This window comes from Kushneria sp. Sum13, from assembly GCF_052692355.1.
In genome coordinates this window covers 564,301-579,572 of the sequence record NZ_CP199847.1, presented here as the reverse complement: position 1 = coordinate 579,572, position 15,272 = coordinate 564,301, and the positions used below count along the sequence as shown (strand labels likewise).

Annotated in this window: 13 protein-coding genes and 1 tRNA gene; 7 read left to right on the top strand and 7 right to left on the bottom strand. The window is 61.2% G+C overall.

Features of this window, described 5'->3' with window-relative positions; all coding sequences use genetic code 11:
• Positions 1–52 precede the first annotated feature (52 nt).
• A complete protein-coding gene (locus ACUN8C_RS02795) occupies positions 53–2,803 on the top strand; it encodes an insulinase family protein (RefSeq protein ID WP_445620797.1) in 2,751 nt (916 codons plus the stop codon).
• 113 nt (positions 2,804–2,916) lie between these two features.
• Here ACUN8C_RS02795 and sbcB read toward each other — a convergent pair whose 3' ends face one another.
• From sbcB to minC, 4 genes are all read right to left on the bottom strand, one after another.
• Positions 2,917–4,383, bottom strand: a complete 1,467-nt coding sequence (sbcB, locus tag ACUN8C_RS02790; RefSeq protein ID WP_445621818.1) for an exodeoxyribonuclease I — start codon at positions 4,381–4,383, stop codon at positions 2,917–2,919.
• A gap of 77 nt (positions 4,384–4,460) precedes the next feature.
• Positions 4,461–4,715, bottom strand: coding sequence for a cell division topological specificity factor MinE (gene minE / locus ACUN8C_RS02785; RefSeq protein WP_108842928.1), 255 nt, complete (start codon positions 4,713–4,715; stop codon positions 4,461–4,463).
• A complete protein-coding gene (minD, locus tag ACUN8C_RS02780; protein ID WP_108842927.1) occupies positions 4,712–5,530 on the bottom strand; it encodes a septum site-determining protein MinD in 819 nt (272 codons plus the stop codon). The genes minE and minD overlap by 4 nt, the downstream gene beginning before the upstream one ends.
• Positions 5,531–5,573: 43 nt before the next feature.
• A complete protein-coding gene (minC, locus tag ACUN8C_RS02775; protein WP_445620796.1) occupies positions 5,574–6,299 on the bottom strand; it encodes a septum site-determining protein MinC in 726 nt (241 codons plus the stop codon).
• A 246-nt stretch (positions 6,300–6,545) separates the two neighbouring features.
• On the opposite strand from minC, the gene ACUN8C_RS02770 reads away from it, so the two are divergent.
• Positions 6,546–9,317: a DUF349 domain-containing protein gene (locus ACUN8C_RS02770; protein WP_445620795.1), complete on the top strand. Its 2,772-nt coding sequence runs from the start codon at positions 6,546–6,548 to the stop codon at positions 9,315–9,317.
• 38 nt (positions 9,318–9,355) lie between these two features.
• Positions 9,356–9,432: transfer RNA gene (locus tag ACUN8C_RS02765), tRNA-Met, on the top strand.
• A gap of 172 nt (positions 9,433–9,604) precedes the next feature.
• Here the strand turns inward: ACUN8C_RS02765 and ACUN8C_RS02760 are convergent.
• A complete protein-coding gene (locus tag ACUN8C_RS02760) occupies positions 9,605–10,348 on the bottom strand; it encodes a class I SAM-dependent DNA methyltransferase (RefSeq protein WP_445620794.1) in 744 nt (247 codons plus the stop codon).
• A 495-nt stretch (positions 10,349–10,843) separates the two neighbouring features.
• Between ACUN8C_RS02760 and ACUN8C_RS02755 the strand changes: the two genes are divergently transcribed.
• Positions 10,844–11,779 carry a tetratricopeptide repeat protein gene (locus tag ACUN8C_RS02755; protein ID WP_445620793.1) on the top strand — a complete coding sequence of 312 codons (936 nt, stop codon included), beginning with the start codon at positions 10,844–10,846 and terminating at the stop codon, positions 11,777–11,779.
• Positions 11,780–11,848: 69 nt separating this feature from the next.
• Here the strand turns inward: ACUN8C_RS02755 and ACUN8C_RS02750 are convergent, their stop codons facing one another.
• Positions 11,849–13,024 (bottom strand): MalY/PatB family protein, encoded by a 1,176-nt coding sequence (locus tag ACUN8C_RS02750; RefSeq protein WP_445620792.1) that lies wholly within the window; start codon positions 13,022–13,024, stop codon positions 11,849–11,851.
• Positions 13,025–13,145: 121 nt separating this feature from the next.
• On the opposite strand from ACUN8C_RS02750, the gene ACUN8C_RS02745 reads away from it, so the two are divergent.
• Complete coding sequence (locus tag ACUN8C_RS02745; protein ID WP_445620791.1) at positions 13,146–13,583, top strand: hypothetical protein; 438 nt, start codon at positions 13,146–13,148, stop codon at positions 13,581–13,583.
• 17 nt (positions 13,584–13,600) lie between these two features.
• Here the strand turns inward: ACUN8C_RS02745 and ACUN8C_RS02740 are convergent, their stop codons facing one another.
• On the bottom strand, positions 13,601–13,936 hold the full coding sequence (locus tag ACUN8C_RS02740) for a hypothetical protein (RefSeq protein ID WP_445620790.1): 336 nt from the start codon (positions 13,934–13,936) through the stop codon (positions 13,601–13,603).
• A 188-nt stretch (positions 13,937–14,124) separates the two neighbouring features.
• On the opposite strand from ACUN8C_RS02740, the gene ACUN8C_RS02735 reads away from it, so the two are divergent.
• Positions 14,125–14,649, top strand: a complete 525-nt coding sequence (locus ACUN8C_RS02735) for a DUF501 domain-containing protein (RefSeq protein ID WP_445620789.1) — start codon at positions 14,125–14,127, stop codon at positions 14,647–14,649.
• Between the two features lie 45 nt (positions 14,650–14,694).
• Positions 14,695–15,258: an LOG family protein gene (locus ACUN8C_RS02730; protein WP_108842919.1), complete on the top strand. Its 564-nt coding sequence runs from the start codon at positions 14,695–14,697 to the stop codon at positions 15,256–15,258.
• Positions 15,259–15,272 lie beyond the last annotated feature (14 nt).

Below are 15,272 nucleotides of genomic sequence, written 5' to 3'. Positions count from 1 at the left end.
TCAAGTGCACAGGGCGACCCTGACCCTGATCACGCGAGCGACGTTGATACCCATGACCACAAAGACTTCTTCCAGCAATGGACAGGACATCCGCATCATCCCGGGCCCGGGCGACAGCGCCGACTACCAGGCACTCACGCTCGACAACGGTCTGCAGGTGCTGCTGGTCCATGATGCAAAAGCCGAACGTGCCGGCGCCGCCATGAACGTGGCCACCGGCAGTGCATTCAACCCTGAACGCTTTCCGGGACTGGCCCACTTTCTGGAACACATGCTGTTTCTGGGCACCGACCTTTACCCTGACCCGAATGACTATCAGCAGTTTCTGGGCGCCCATGGCGGCCATCACAATGCCTTTACCGCGCCGCGCGACACCAACTACTTCTTTGACATTGCACCAGAGGCTTTTGCTCCGGCCCTGACACGCTTTAGTCGCTTTTTTGTTGCCCCGACGCTCGATGAGGCCTATGTCGAGCGCGAGCGCCATGCCGTTAACGCCGAATATCAGGCACGTCTGCAGGACGACGGCCGCCGCATCGAGGATGCCCTGAGTCAGGCGCTCAACCCGGCGCACCCCTATAACCATTTCAGCATTGGCAACCTCGACACCCTCAGGGACCTTCCCGAACAGACCCTGCGCGATGCCCTCGTGGCCTTCCACGAAGCGCACTACGATGCCAACACCATGTCACTGGCCCTGATCGGCCCGCAGTCTTTGGACACCCTGTCGGCCCTGGCACGGGAGCACTTCAGCGAGGTTCCCGACCGGGGCCTGACCCGGCGCACCATTGATCAACCGCTGATACTCGATGAGCAGCTGCCCACGGCCATGGCCGCGCAATCGCTGGATCAGCAGCACCAGGTCCGCTTTCTCTTTCCCATCCCCGACCCCGAACAGGACTATCGGCTCAAGCCGGTCTCGTTTTTGTCCCACATGATTGGCCATGAGGCGCCCGGCAGCCTGCTGGCCTGCCTTCGACAGCGCGGCTGGGCGGATGGACTCTCTGCCGGCAGCGCCCGCGGCGATGGTCATCGCGCGCTTTTGATGGTCAACATCGAGCTCACCCCCCAGGGCAGCGAGCATCTGGAAGAGATCCAGGCCGCGCTCATGGCATGGATTGATCTGATTCGGGAGCGGGGCGTTGAGTCGTGGCGCTATGACGAGCAGGCCCGCGTGGTCGAGCAGCAGTTTCGCTTTCAGCAGCGCCAGGCGCCCGCGCAGCTGGCCACGGCGCTCTCGGTGGCGATGGCGCGCTACCCCCTCCAGGAAGTACGCCGGGCCGGCTTTTTGATGGACGGCTTTGATGAACGGCGCATTCATGACTATCTCGACGTCCTGACGCCCGACAACCTGCTGCGCCTTTATAACGGCCCGGAAGTCACCGGCGAGCTGCGCTCCCCCTGGTTTGACACGCCATGGCAATACCAGCCCGCTAGCCAGGGCCAGAGGGAGACCGCGCTTGAAGGACTGGCACTGCCGCAGGCCAATGCGTTCATCGCCCGGGATCTGGACATGATCAACGACGGGAGCACCGAGACCCGATGCCTTTTGGACACCCCGGAACTGGATCTCTGGCTGCATGCCACGGGCGCCTTTGGGGCACCGCGCGTGGAATGGCGCATCAGCCTGCAGAGTCCACACGCAGGTGAGCGTGTTCAACAGCTGGTCATGACCGAGCTGCTGGCACGCTGGCTGGAAGACAGCCTGTCCGATGCGCTCTACCCGGCTCGACTCGCCGGGCAGGGAATGAGCGCCCATGCCCACGCACGCGGCATGACGCTGTCCTTTTCAGGCTGGCGAGATCGTCAGGAGCTGGTGATGACGCAGGTGCTTGAACAGCTCATGCAGGGCGAGATGAGCACTCACCATATCCAGCGCGTGCGTCGCAGCCTCAAGCGGCGCTGGCAGGATGAGCCCGGCTCGGCCCTGCACGAGCAGCTCAATCGAGCGCTGCTTCAGTCGCTGATCACGCCGAGCTGGACCAGTGAGGCACGGCTGGCAGCACTTGAAGAGATTACCCCTGAGACGCTGCGGGAATTTCGCCGTCAGTGGCTCGGTGCGCTGCACGTACAGGCGCTCGCCACTGGCGACACCAGTGCCGAACACGCCCGAGAGCTTGGTGAAACCCTCAGGGCGAGGCTGTCGCCCAAGATAGCGCTGGACGCCATTCCCGAACTGAAAGTGCTGACCGCGCGTGCCACGCCGCCGTTGCTGCGCCCACAGAGTCGGCGCGGCGATTCGGGCATGCTGTATTACCTGCAGGGCGAGGGCCAGACACTGGAAGATCAGGCCCGCCTGGCCATTCTGGGACAGATCATCAGCGCGCCCTTTTTCAATCAACTCAGAACCGAGCAGCAGCTGGGCTATGTGGTTGCAGCCCGCTATCAGCCGCTGATCGAAACGCCTGGACTGGCGCTGCTGGTGCAGTCACCGGATCACGATACGACAACCCTGCGGCTGCGTATCGAGGAGTTTCTGGCAGGTTTTGACGAGACCGTCATGGGTATGGAGGACGCAGAAATCGAGGCCTATCAGCAGGCAGTGGCCGAACGCCTTGTCGAGCGGGAGCAGCGCCTGGGCCAGATCACTGCCCGTCTGTGGCAGGAGCTGGCACACGGCTGGACCGGCTTTGACCGCCGCGAACAGCTGGCAGAGGCCGTCAAGCGGCAGCGAAGCGAACACCTTCAAGGCGCCTGGCAGGCACTGCGATCACGTCCGGTACTGGTCGCAGGGTCCGATGACGGGATAGCCGCCAATATAGTGGACGCGCCCTGGCAGCCGTTTCTGGTCACTACCCCGTAGCGTTCAGGCACTGCGCTAAAGCGTATTAAAAAAGGGCGCCTCAGGAGAGGCGCCCTTTTCTCTTGTCAGGACACAGCGCTCACGCCAGCGCCCTTCACAAAAGCGTCGCGTGCCTAACCAAAGGCCTGCGGCGGCATCATGGCCTCAACGTACATGACAAGCTCTTCGATGCACTGACGCTCATGATCGCTCATGTGGGCAAGCTCTGCGTTGATCCGCTCGATCTCGCGGGCAAAACCGGTCAGCGTCATGGCGGCCACCTTCGGGTCGTTCATGCGATCCCAGCGATCGCTTTCCCAGCGCGTGCGTTCCTCCGAGGTCAGCACCTCAGGGTAGTTACGCGCCTTGTAGCGAAAGAACATCTCTTCCAGACGAGGGTCCTGAAAAGAGGGCTGCAGCGCCTCGAGTGTCTCGACCGGGGTCTGGCGAATGCGGCCCATCTCGCGCTTGTCACTGTTGGAGAAAAAGCCGCCCGAATACAGCATCAGATCAGGGTCGGCCGGCGGCTCCGGCGGCGCGCCGCTGAACGCCTGCGCCACGCGCGTGGCGATATCGGCGCTGCCCGCCAGCTGCTGCCAGTGGCGCTCGGCGGCTTCCCGGTCGATGCCAAGACGTTCGGCCACGGCGTCATCCACCGCCTTGATCGGCATCAGCACCGGACTGCGGTTGAGATGAATGACCTTGAGCGGGATGCGTGACGTTCCCTCTGCCAGCTCATCGGCACTGGCAAAGACGCGTTCGGCGATGGCCTCGGGGCTCAACTCGAACAGCGGTGTCGGGTCCATGGCCAGATCCACCACGATCACCCCGTTGGGGTTGGTCGGATGCATGGCCAGCGGCGCAATCAGGGCACTGCAGCCCCGACTGGCAGGATAGCGCCGCGAAATATGCAGCATGGGCTTTCTGGTGTTGATATCGAGCAGCGAGGCGACCCGGCGCTTGTCGCGCAGGCCCAGCAGATAGTCAAAAAGCTTTTCGTTGCGTGTGCGCAAAAGCTTTGCCAGCTCAATGGTCGCCCGAACGTCGGCCAGCGCATCGTGGGCATCGCCGTGCTCGATACCATTGGCCACACTGAGCTTCTCAAGCTTGAAACTGGGGCTGCCGTCTTCGCGTTTGGGCCACTCAATCCCTTCCGGGCGCAGCGCATAGAAGGCGCGCACGGCATCGATCAGGTCCCAGCGCGAATTACCGTTTTGCCACTCGCGGGCATAGGGGTCGATAAAGTTGCGATAGAACAGATGTCGCGTGACCTCATCATCAAAGCGCAACGAATTATACCCCAGCGTGCACGTGTCGCCCTGTTGCATCATCTCAAGGATACGCCCGGCAAACTCGGTTTCGGGCACGCCGCGACGCGAGGCCTGCTGCGGGGTAATCCCGGTCAGAAGACACGCCACCGGCTGAGGCAGATAGTCATCACTCTGACGGCAATAAATGACTTCGGGCTCGCCAATTTCATTGAACTGCGCATCGGTTCGAATGGCGGCAAACTGGGAAGGACGATCACGGCGCGGGTCGGCACCGAAAGTCTCGTAGTCGTGAAAGAGAAAGCTGACCGACAAGGCAGTGGCTCCAGACAGGGATTACGGGGGGGCAAACAACCGATAGCGCCCCTTCAGTGACGCATATCACTGAAGGGGCGCACAAAAGCAAGGCGTTAACCGCGGTTGGGCAGGGTTACATTGAGCTCCAGCACCGAACAATCGTCTTCGCTGTCCAGACTGATATTGATGGCGTCCTGGTCGACCTGAACATAGCGACGGATCACCTCAAGAAGCTCACGCTCCAGCATCGGCATATAATCAGGCTGGCCTCGCTGACCTCGCTGATGGGCCACGATAATCTGCAGTCGCTCCTTGGCGACCGAGGCAGACTTCTTGCGCTCACGCTTTAGAAATTCCAGTAATTTCACCGACGCCCCCCGCCGAAGATCCGACTCAGAAAACTTCTCTTTTGTAGTAGATGGAAGCGTAGCGGCTTTTCATCCCCCAAAAGCCTGGCCACGGTATCACTATAGGCCTGGCCGGCGTCGCTGTCTTGGTCATGTGTCACCGGTACCCCGGAGTTGGACGCGCGCAGCACTGCTTCGGATTCCGGAATCAGACCGATCAGCTTGATCGCCAGAATTTCCTGGATATCTTCAAGATTGAGCATATCACCGCTATCCACCCGGTTGGGATCGTAGCGGGTAATCAGCAATCGCTCAATTACCGGGTCCTGATTCTGCTCGGCACGGCGGGTCTTGGAGGCCAAAAGCCCCAGAATGCGGTCGGAGTCACGTACCGAGGAGACTTCCGGGTTGGTCACCACGATCGCCTCGTCGGCAAAATACATGGCCAGCTGGGCGCCGCGCTCGATACCGGCCGGCGAGTCGCAGACGATATAGTCGAAATCTTCCGACAGCTTCTCAAGCACCTGCTCGACGCCCTCAAGCGTCAGGGCATCCTTGTCACGCGTCTGGGAGGCCGGAAGAATGTAGAGGTTGTCGGAGCGCTTGTCGCGGATCATGGCCTGATTGAGCCCCGCCTCGCCCTGAATGACATTGACCAGGTCGTAAACCACACGACGCTCACAGCCCATGATCAGATCGAGATTTCGCAGGCCCACATCAAAATCGATGACGACGGTCTTGTTGCCTCTCAAGGCCAGACCGGTAGCGATGGCTGCCGCGCTGGTGGTCTTGCCGACCCCGCCCTTTCCTGATGTAACGACGATGATCCTGGCCAAAATGCGCTTCCTGTAACTGTTGCGTTGTAAGGGGGCTTCGCGGTCAGACGAGTGCTTCTATGGATAACTGATCGTCTCTCAGTCTGACCTGAACCGTCGTATTGAGCAGTGACGGATCGATATCCTCAAGGCGCTTGTAATTGCCCGCCACTGACAGGAGTTCGGCATGCAGCTCATGACAGAAGATACCGCACTCACGATCACCGTGAATGCCTGCCAGAGCACGACCGCGTAGCGGTCCGTACACGTGGACGCTGCCGGCCGCCAGCACCTCGGCACCGGCATTGACGGCGCCCACAACCACCAGATCGCCCTCGGCGGCACTGATCTGCTGGCCCGAGCGCACCGTCCCGCGAAAGATACGACCGCCACTGCCGGCTTCTGCCAGCACGGGCGTTTGCGGCGCAGGCGGTGTCACGGAGGCCAGTGTACGTGCCTCGCGTGACTCCTGAGGTGGAAACCAGCCCAGCCCCAGTGCCCATGCCGACTGCTTGATACCTTCGCTGCCGCCCCTGACTGCTACCGGCAGCAGCTTGTGCGAACGGCACACGGCGCAAAGACGCTCCAGCGCCAGTGAGGTATCATCAAGTTTTTCAACACTCAACACCACTGGCGTATGCTGAAAAAAAGCCGGCGACTGGCTAAGCTTGCCTGCCAGTTGCGCACTGACACGTTCGGGGTCAGGGCTATTAAGCTCCATGACCGTCATGGGCAGCATGCCGCCCTTGAACGTAAAGGCAGTGGCCGTCTGATCCACCTTGAGACTCATGCCCGGTTTCCTGTCGGATAATGAATGAACGCCCTGAGCGATGATAGCGTTTCCGCTTAACGATCATACGGTGTGTGCCGGCATCTGTCAGGTGTCGCCAGTTACCGACGCCTTCTGAAAGAAGCCTTGTCGTAAAGGGAACCCTACGCCACACGTGTATAGGCCTGTTATCATTCCTCCAACGTCAAAACGCTCATATCGCCCGGTACTCAGCCACCGCCAGTTGCCTGGAAAGACATCGATCTCATGCCCGGATTTCTACAACGTCTGTTTGCGCCGCGCTGGCGTCACAATGATCCCCGTATCCGTCAGGAAGCCATTGCCGGCCTGACGGTCGAGCGCGATCGCGAAAAACTCGAAACCCTGCTTCATGACGACAACATTGAAGTCCGTCATGCCGCCCTCGCCCGTCTGGCCACGCCAGAGCGCTATCAGACGCTGCTGGCCACGCTCGAGCCGGGCGATCCGCTGTATCGCACGCTGCTGGATACGCTCACCGGCAAGGAGCGCACGCTTCTGTCGCTGGAGCAGCGTCTTCAGGTAGTGGAAACGCTCGACGATCCGGCCCTTGTCACGCACATGGCCACGCACGCCGACAATCAGCAGTTGCGTCTGGCGGCTCTGGCCCGCATCAGCGATGAGCAGGCCCTGATCGAACAGGCCTGCCAGAACTCGATTGCCGGCGTACGCCAGGCCGCTGCCAGTCGCATCGACAGCGACGAGGGCCTTGAGCGTCTGGCGCGGGAAGCACGTCGCGACAAGCAGATCATGCGCAGCGCGCGTGACCGACTTAACCAGCGTCGCGATCAGCGCCGCGAGCAGGATGCGCGTCAGCAGCGGCGTGACGATCTGATTGCTGCCATGACCCGGCTGTCGGATCAGCCATGGGAGCCCATGCTGCCGGCACGTTACCGCCATCTGGTACGCGAATGGCGTTCACTCGCCGAAGATGCCGACGAATCACAGCGCCACCGGTTTCATCAGGTTGAACAGATCACCAGTACGCGCGTGATCGAGCATGACAACGCCGAGCGTGAAGAGCGGGCGCGCGAGCAGGCCATGGACATGGCCCGTCGCGACAGCCAGCGCATCATTGGCTCTCTGGAACAGGCCCTGAAGGATCTTGAGCATCACGCCACGCTCGACGCTCAGGACGTGGCCCAGCTGCAGGCGCACTTCAGGTTGCAGGCCGAACAGTGGCGCGATCTTACCGATCGCATTGCGCCAAGCCTGGAAGATCAGAAACGTTTCGAGGCACTGCTCCAGAAGGCCAGCGAACTGACCGGCGCCTGGCAACGCTTTGAAGAACATGAGCAGACCTTGCGCGGCGCCATCGATAGCCGCGACTTTCAGGCCATCAAACGGTTGACGCGTACCATTGCCTGGCCGGAGGGGTTGCCCTGCCCGACGCTGCTCACCCATCTTCCCGAACCCGCAGCCCCGGCCGACAGCGACCCGGCGCCGCGCAATACGCTTGATCCCGACCAGTTCCAGCAGTCGCTTGATCAGCTGGAAAGCCAGCTTGATCGCGGTGAGCTTCAGGAAGCCACGCGCCTGCTCGACAGCCTGATGCAGCGTCGTCAGCGCCTTCCCTCGGATCAGCGCGACCGCCTGCAGGCCCGCCTCAACCAGCTTGGCCAGCGCACCCATGAGCTGCGTGACTGGCGCAATTTTGCCGCAGCCCCCAAGCGCGAACAGCTGATCGAGGGCATGGAAGGCCTTGCGGCAGCGGACATGGACGAGCCGGCCCGGGATCAGCAGCACCGTCGTCTGGTGCGCGACTGGAAGGCACTGGGAGATGCAGCAGCTTCGCGCGAGCGCTCCACCCGCTTTCGCCAGGCCTCTGATCTGGTCCGCGAACAGCTGGCCGGCTTTTATCAGCGCCGTGACCATCAGCGTGAAACCAATCTCGCGGAACGGGAAAGGCTCTGCGAGCAGCTGGAAACGCTGATCAGCCACAAGGCGGCCACTTCCGACCCCGACAGCCTGCGTACCATTCGCGATCGCGCCAGAGAAGCCTGGCGTCAGTGGTCCCCCGTCCCCCGGGATCGAGAGAGCGAACTGCGTCAGCGCTTTACAAGGTCGCTGCGCGCCCTTCAGACCCTGATCGATCAGCAGGCCCGCTCCGTGGCTCAGGCCAAGCAGGCCCTGGTTGACGAGATTCGCGAGCTGGAAGACGCCGATATTGATGATGAGCGTCGTGCTGATCAGGCCAAGGCCCTGCAGACGCGCTGGCGTGAACTCGGGCGCGCCCCGAGAGGCGAAGAGCAGGCCCTGTGGCGCGCCTTCCGCCAGCACTGTGATGCCATCTTTGAGCGTCGCAACGCTCAGCGCAATCAGCAGCGCCAGCAACGCGACAGCCGTCTCGATCAGATGCAGGCCCTGATCGACCGGCTGGATCAGTGGCTCCCTGCCACTGCCGCCGACCAGGCCATTCTTGATGACGCCGAACGCGAAGCCGATGACCTGATGCCTTTGCCCAACGGTCCCCGTACCGGTGGCATGCTCAAGCGCTGGGAAGGCATTCTGCGCGATCGTCGGGAACGGCTGGGTCGTCTGGCCCTGGGCACACTGGCCGAACGCTGGCAGCAGTGGCAGCCGCTGCTTGAGGCGCACGTGGCCGCAGACAGTCGCGCACTTCAGGGTGAGCCTGCCGACCGCGTGGAGACGCCCCTGCCTCTTTCTCCTCAGGCGCTGGAAGCGCACCGACTGCGCAATGATCGCCGCGCCAGCGGTGAGCAGGCCAAGGCCCGGGAGTGGCTTGAGCACCTGCGCGTGCATCTGTCTGTCCTGGTGGATGCACCGCTGGGCAGTGAAGACTCCTCGCGCCGACTGGATGTGCAGGTGGCGCGTCTTAACGATGCCATGGGCAACATGCCGGAGCCCATGGAAGAGATCGAGCAGCTGCAGTGCCGGCTGCTGGCCAGTGGCCCGATCGATCAGGAGGACTGGCAGCGTATTGCCCCGCGCCTTGAGTCTCTCATGGCGATGTTGCAGGAATTTGACACAAACGATTGACACCACGACAAAATCGCGTAGTATGCACAGCACGTCGATGCGGGGTGGAGCAGCCTGGTAGCTCGTCGGGCTCATAACCCGAAGGTCGTCGGTTCAAATCCGGCCCCCGCTACCATCGACTATTAAATTGCAAAAGCCGACCTCCGGGTCGGCTTTTTTGCGTCTGGAGATCAGAGTCAGTTTGCGGCGCAGGATGAAAACGAACGCTGAGCAAAGGCATGGACTTTTGTACTTGTCTCAACCACACAACCATTCCCTGTCATGAATGGCCGTTATCTCATACATCGTTAAATCTTTACGCAAACAAAAACCGCATTCCCGGAGGCCCCATCCCAGGGGATGATTTTCTCGTAATCATGCGCCAGCACATGAACCTCAAAGTACGGCTGCAATAGCGTCTGTAACTCGTCAAAACTGATAGCCACCATCGGGTGTTCGTCATGCCATACCTGGCGCTCATCAGCTGTCATTTTTTCAATGCGAAGTTTCAGCGACTGTCGCTCGCCCTCCCCGACATAATGCCAGCACGAGCTGAAGTTGAATAAACCTTCAGGGTGATTGGCGACGTGCGATACAAATGAGTTGTTGTCGATAGTGTTCTTGTCGACTGCGTTGAAGCAGAAAACGCCATGATCGACCAGTGCGCCATATACGCTGGCGATACAGGCCTTCAGCCTTTCAACGCTTGCGCTGTAGTGAATGGAATACAAAAAGCAGGTAATAAGGTCGACCGGCTCTTCTACCGTGAAGCTGCACATGTCCTGCAAGGAGAACCGTGCCTCCGGGCAGCGAATGGAGGCTCTATCCAGCATGGGCTGATTGATGTCCAGCCCGGTGCTTTGATAGTCAGCATCAATAAAATGCCGGATATGCGGCCCTGTTCCGCAGGCAAGGTCGAGATGCCTGCCTCCGCCATTCCCGAATAACTGATACAGCCGATGAACGCAGTGGCTTTGCGCCTGATAGTCGATATCGGCGCACATGAGATCGTAGTAACCCGACAGGTCGGTATAAAGGGCGTTGCCGGGCATGATGACCTTGAGTGCAGCGTTGAGGGGCGCACATCATATCCGAAGCGGGTCATCGCAAGAATGGGCGCTGTAGAAGTAAATCGCCCTTTTCAGGCCTATTGTGCGCGATAGCAGGCTTGACTCACATCGCCCGGAGCGCTCAGAGCAACAGGCTGGATGCCTTGCTGGTTTAACGTTTAAAGAATCTGGCATCCATGCCCTGCGCCGTAACCCTGGCAAGCAGCGCGTCTTCAAGTCATGTTCACAAGAAGTGTTGAGAACCTCTCCTTTTGATCAGAATCATGGCATTGCCCCTGTCGATCGCACGGTATTGCTTCCTGCCATGTCACTGTCCTGATGCAGGTTTCCCCGCCCCATTTGACCAGGCGTCTTGAATTCGGCCCCGGCCAGCGCCATAAACCCCTATATTCGAACGGATCATGAACCCCCTTTTAGCGCCATAAACCCCTATATTCGAACGGATCATGAACCCCCTTTTAGCGAGAGTTTGTCATCATGCAGATCGTTGATCCCAAAACCGGTCAACCCATGGGCGGGCCGTCACCACAGCCCGGCCAGAGCGCCGGCGGCAGTGCCGATGCCTCGCAGTTTATCGTTGATGTCGACATGTCCAATTTCCAGCAGGTCGTGCTGGAAGGCTCCATGCACATTCCAGTGGTGCTGCAGAGCTGGTCGCCGCAGAGTGCCTCCTGCAAGACCCTCATGTCGGCGCTGGAAAAACTGGCCCATGAGTATCAGGGCACGATTGTTCTGGCCAGGCTTAATATCGACGAGCAGCAGCAGATTGCCGCCCAGCTGGGCATTCGCGCCGTCCCTGACGTCAAGATGATCATTCAGGGACAGCTTCATGATCAGCTTCATGAGGCACTGCCGGAGCGTCAGCTGCGCGAGTGGCTTGGCAAGCATGTCACCGCGCCCGAAGGCGGCAGTGAAAGCCTCGAAGAGCAGGCCCAGAAGGCCCTTGAGGCCGGCGACACGGCCATCGCCCGCGCGATGTTTGAACAGCTGATCAGCGAAAATCCCGATGACCACAGCTATCGTATCGACATGGCCGGTGTCATGACCCGTGAAGGCAACTTTGATGATGCTCTGAGCATCCTCGATGCCCTGCCGCCGGAGCATCGTGATGGCGTCAAGGCACGTGGCGTGCGTGCCCGAATCGATTTCGCCCGCGAGGCCCTGTCACCGGAAGACATCGAGGCCATGGCCGAGCGCGATGACAGCGAAGCACAGTTTCAGCGCGCCCTGCGTGCCGTGGCTGATGGTGACTATGAGCGGGGTCTCGAGGGTCTGCTTGAGCTGATGAAGCGCGACCGCAGCTACGGCGAAGACGCCGCGCGCAAGACACTACTGCGCGTCTTTGATGCCCTCGGCGGCGATCACCCGCTGACGGTAGCCTACCGTCGGCGCATGTTCACGCTGCTGTACTGATTGGCGCTGTCCTGATCAGAGCCCTCTTCTCGAACGCCCGGCGCCTCTCGGCGCCGGGCGTTTTGGCATCTACGGCTCGTTGCCGGCGCCCAGCAGGGTGTCCATTCGCGTCAGGGCCTCTTCCAGCAGGGCGTATCCGGTCCCAAAATTGAGTCTTGCAAACCCGGGCCAGCCAAAATCGGCACCGTTATTGAGCGCCACCCGGGCACGTGTGAGCACCTCCTTTTGCGGCGTCTCGCCAAGGCCGGCTTCACGCAGGTCCAGCCAGGCCAGATAGGTCGCCTGCGGGGTACTCATGTGCACCCCCGGCCAACGCGTCACGAACGATTCAATCAGCGCCACGTTATCGCGCAGCTGGGCCAGCAGGGCCTGACGCCACGGCTCACCGTGCGCGTAGGCGGCCTGCGCTGCCGTCTCGCCCATGATGTTGTTTGAGGGCATCAGCCCCAGACAGCCTCGCTTGAAGCGGGCACGCAGGTCATCATCACTGATCACGGCGCAGGCACTGGTCAACCCGGCGACGTTAAAGGTCTTGGACGCCGCCCACAGTGTGATGGTGCGCGAGGCCAGCCGCGGCTCGGCCATGGCCAGCGGGCGATGGGCACTGCCGTCCAGAATCAGGTCACAGTGAAGCTCATCAGAGCAGACGATCAGATCATGACGCTCGATGAAATCGGCCAGCCGCGAGAGCTCCTCCGCCTCAAAAACACGCCCGGTCGGATTATGGGGATGGCACCAGAGCAGCAACCGGGTGCGCGGCGTCACGGCGGCCTCCATGGCCTCGAAATCCAGCCGCCACAGCGGATCATCAGGAGTCGGTGCTCGCATGGGCGCCACCTGCGTGGTGCGCCCGGTGTTGTCAGCCACCTTCAAAAAGGGCGGATAGATGGGCGTGACGGTCAGCACGCCATCGCCCGGCTCGGTCAGGGCCAGACTGGCCACATGCAGTGCCGGCACCACACCGGGCAGCCAGTGCTGCCAGTCGGGCTTGATCTCCCAGCCGTAACGCTCATGACTCCACTGACACAGCGTCTGCTTCAGCGCTTTATCGGCATGCGTATAGCCAAACACCGGATGCGCCAGACGTTCAGCCAGCGCTGTCTGAATGGCCGGTGCCACGGCAAAGTCCATGTCAGCCACCCACAGCGGCAACACGTCCTCGTCATACAGATGCCATTTGGTGGTAGGGTACACGCGCCGATCCAGCGGTGTCGTAAAATCAAAGTCGGCACTGTCCTGCGTCATGCTGTCTCCCTGAAATGCAGTCCGGTCAGACACTGACCGAAACGTGATTGAATGCATGATGTCGTGATGCCGGCGGCATCGTTACCCTTGATTGATCCCACGCTTTTGAACAGACCCCATCATGACCGATAGTGACTTTTATACCAGCGCCATGGCCGGCCTGCCTTCCCTGATCGAGCGCTGGCTCGAGATCGGCGATACCACACCCGAAAAACTGGGCATCATTCTGGCCGATACGGCCCGGATTGCAGGGCTTGGAGATCCAGCACAGGATCCGGACGGTGAGACGCTCAGACGCTGGGCGGCACCGGGCACAAGCGCCGATCACCCGCCGGCCTGGGCCACACGCAGCGCGCTTTTCCTGCTTTCACAGATGCCGGCGCACCCGATGCCGCAGACGCCATCACAGTGTGATGGCTGGGCCTGGGCGTGGGTGCGCCTGCGTCGCTGGGAAAGTCTCGAACAGGCCGTCGAGGCACTGCCGGGCTGGCTTGCCCCAGCACTTGAGGCTCGCCTGCCAAAGGCCTGGCACGATCATGGGTCCCAGCGGCTCATTTGAGCGACGATCATTGGATCTCAGCGCTGGCGCCGAATCGGCGACTTGGGCTTGAAACCGGCCGGGCGGCTTGAAAGCCAGCGAGCGAATTCCGCGATCTCGGGCTGTGCCAGCAGCGCCTCACGCGTGTGATAGCTTTCGGCCATCTCGCGCTCGCTGAGTACGCGATGAATGTGGTTGTGACAGGGTCGGCAGATCATCAAAATGTCGCCTTTCATCTCCTCACGACTGAAGCGCTTGCGAAACCGCTTGCGCCCATGCAGCGCTCGCGGGATCAGATGATGGCGCGTCAGCGCCACGCCCTGACGCCCGCACAGCGCACAACAACTCAAGGGAGTGTCCTCATGTTGTGACATGGCATCTCCATAACAGTGGCCGGGACAGGTTCGCAACCAGGCTTACCGTCAGTATAAGATGGCGGGGCACGCCTTGCCGCCGACCAGGGGCATGTCTATGATGCAACCCCGTTTTCGCACATGCAGCGACTGCTCTTTTCCTTTCACGATCGTGCGCCCTGTGCCCACGTCGAACTGCCTATCCGACCATGATCATTCGTACCGACCACGCCCCCAGCGATGCCCAGCTCGATATCATTACGCAGCAGCTGGGACGCACGCCGCGCGGCCTTCAGGCCGTCAGCGCCGAGGACAGCCGCGGCACGCCGCTGGCGCTGCGCGTCGCCCCACTGGTAGAAGGCAAGCCCTTCCCGACACTTTACTGGCTCTGCAGTCGCGAGCTGACGGTGGCGCTGTCGCATCTTGAAGCCGATGGCGTGATCAAGCGTCTTGAAGCACATCTCAAGGAAAATGAAGCGCTGCGTGAGGCCTATCGCCAGAGCCATGAAGCCTATGTGCAAAAGCGCTGGTCATGGATCAGCGAGCAGGAACGTGCCGAGATCGAGCGACTGGGCTTTACGAAGGCCCTGACCGAGCGCGGTGTGGGCGGCATTACCAACTGGCAGCAGGTCCGCTGCCTGCATACGCAGTATGCCCATCACGTCAGTGACCACAACGCCATCGGCGCCTGGATTGATGAGCACTACCCGCAGGTTGCCGCAAGCGTTGACTGAGCGCCGTCGCAGCCTCCGTGTGATCCACCAGCAGCAGGAATCGTCATGAACAGCCATACCCGGCCCTTTGAAGGCCTCAGCGTCTGCGTTTACATGGGCTCTCGCAGTGGTCATGCACCGCACTGGCAGCAGCTGGCCGAAGCCGTGGGCGAGGGCATCGCCCGGCGGGGCTGGCGGCTGGTGTACGGCGGCGGGCGTACCGGCCTGATGGGCGCCTGTGCCAGCGCTGCGCTGGCCGCCGGAGGTGAGGTCGTCGGCGTCATTCCGGACCATCTTGTCGATCGAGAGGTGGCCCACACGGGGCTGACCGAGCTGATCAGAGTGCCCGACATGCATACCCGCAAGGCACAGATGGCGGCCCACAGCGACGCCTTTGTCACCCTGCCGGGGGGCATCGGTACCTTCGAGGAATTTTTCGAGATCTGGACCTGGCGCTATCTGGGCCTGCATCGCAAGCCCATTGGCCTGCTCAATCACGAGCGCTTCTTTGATCCGCTGCTACAGTTTCTGGACAACACGGTCGAGGCAGGTTTTCTCAACGCCGATACGCGCGCCACGCTGATCAGCGCCAGCGCGCCGGCTGACCTGCTGGACGCCCTGTTCGACTAAATTTCAATCTTTCG

Excerpts from the sequence above, each read along its gene's own strand:
- ACUN8C_RS02795 (WP_445620797.1), top strand. The coding sequence starts at position 53 with ATGACCACAAAGACTTCTTCCAGCAATGGACAGGACATCCGCATCATC.
- minC (WP_445620796.1), bottom strand. The coding sequence starts at position 6,299 with ATGAGTCTCAAGGTGGATCAGACGGCCACTGCCTTTACGTTCAAGGGC.
- ACUN8C_RS02770 (WP_445620795.1), top strand. The coding sequence starts at position 6,546 with ATGCCCGGATTTCTACAACGTCTGTTTGCGCCGCGCTGGCGTCACAAT.
- ACUN8C_RS02760 (WP_445620794.1), bottom strand. The coding sequence starts at position 10,348 with ATGCCCGGCAACGCCCTTTATACCGACCTGTCGGGTTACTACGATCTC.
- ACUN8C_RS02755 (WP_445620793.1), top strand. The coding sequence starts at position 10,844 with ATGCAGATCGTTGATCCCAAAACCGGTCAACCCATGGGCGGGCCGTCA.
- ACUN8C_RS02750 (WP_445620792.1), bottom strand. The coding sequence starts at position 13,024 with ATGACGCAGGACAGTGCCGACTTTGATTTTACGACACCGCTGGATCGG.
- ACUN8C_RS02745 (WP_445620791.1), top strand. The coding sequence starts at position 13,146 with ATGACCGATAGTGACTTTTATACCAGCGCCATGGCCGGCCTGCCTTCC.
- ACUN8C_RS02740 (WP_445620790.1), bottom strand. The coding sequence starts at position 13,936 with ATGTCACAACATGAGGACACTCCCTTGAGTTGTTGTGCGCTGTGCGGG.
- ACUN8C_RS02735 (WP_445620789.1), top strand. The coding sequence starts at position 14,125 with ATGATCATTCGTACCGACCACGCCCCCAGCGATGCCCAGCTCGATATC.
- ACUN8C_RS02730 (WP_108842919.1), top strand. The coding sequence starts at position 14,695 with ATGAACAGCCATACCCGGCCCTTTGAAGGCCTCAGCGTCTGCGTTTAC.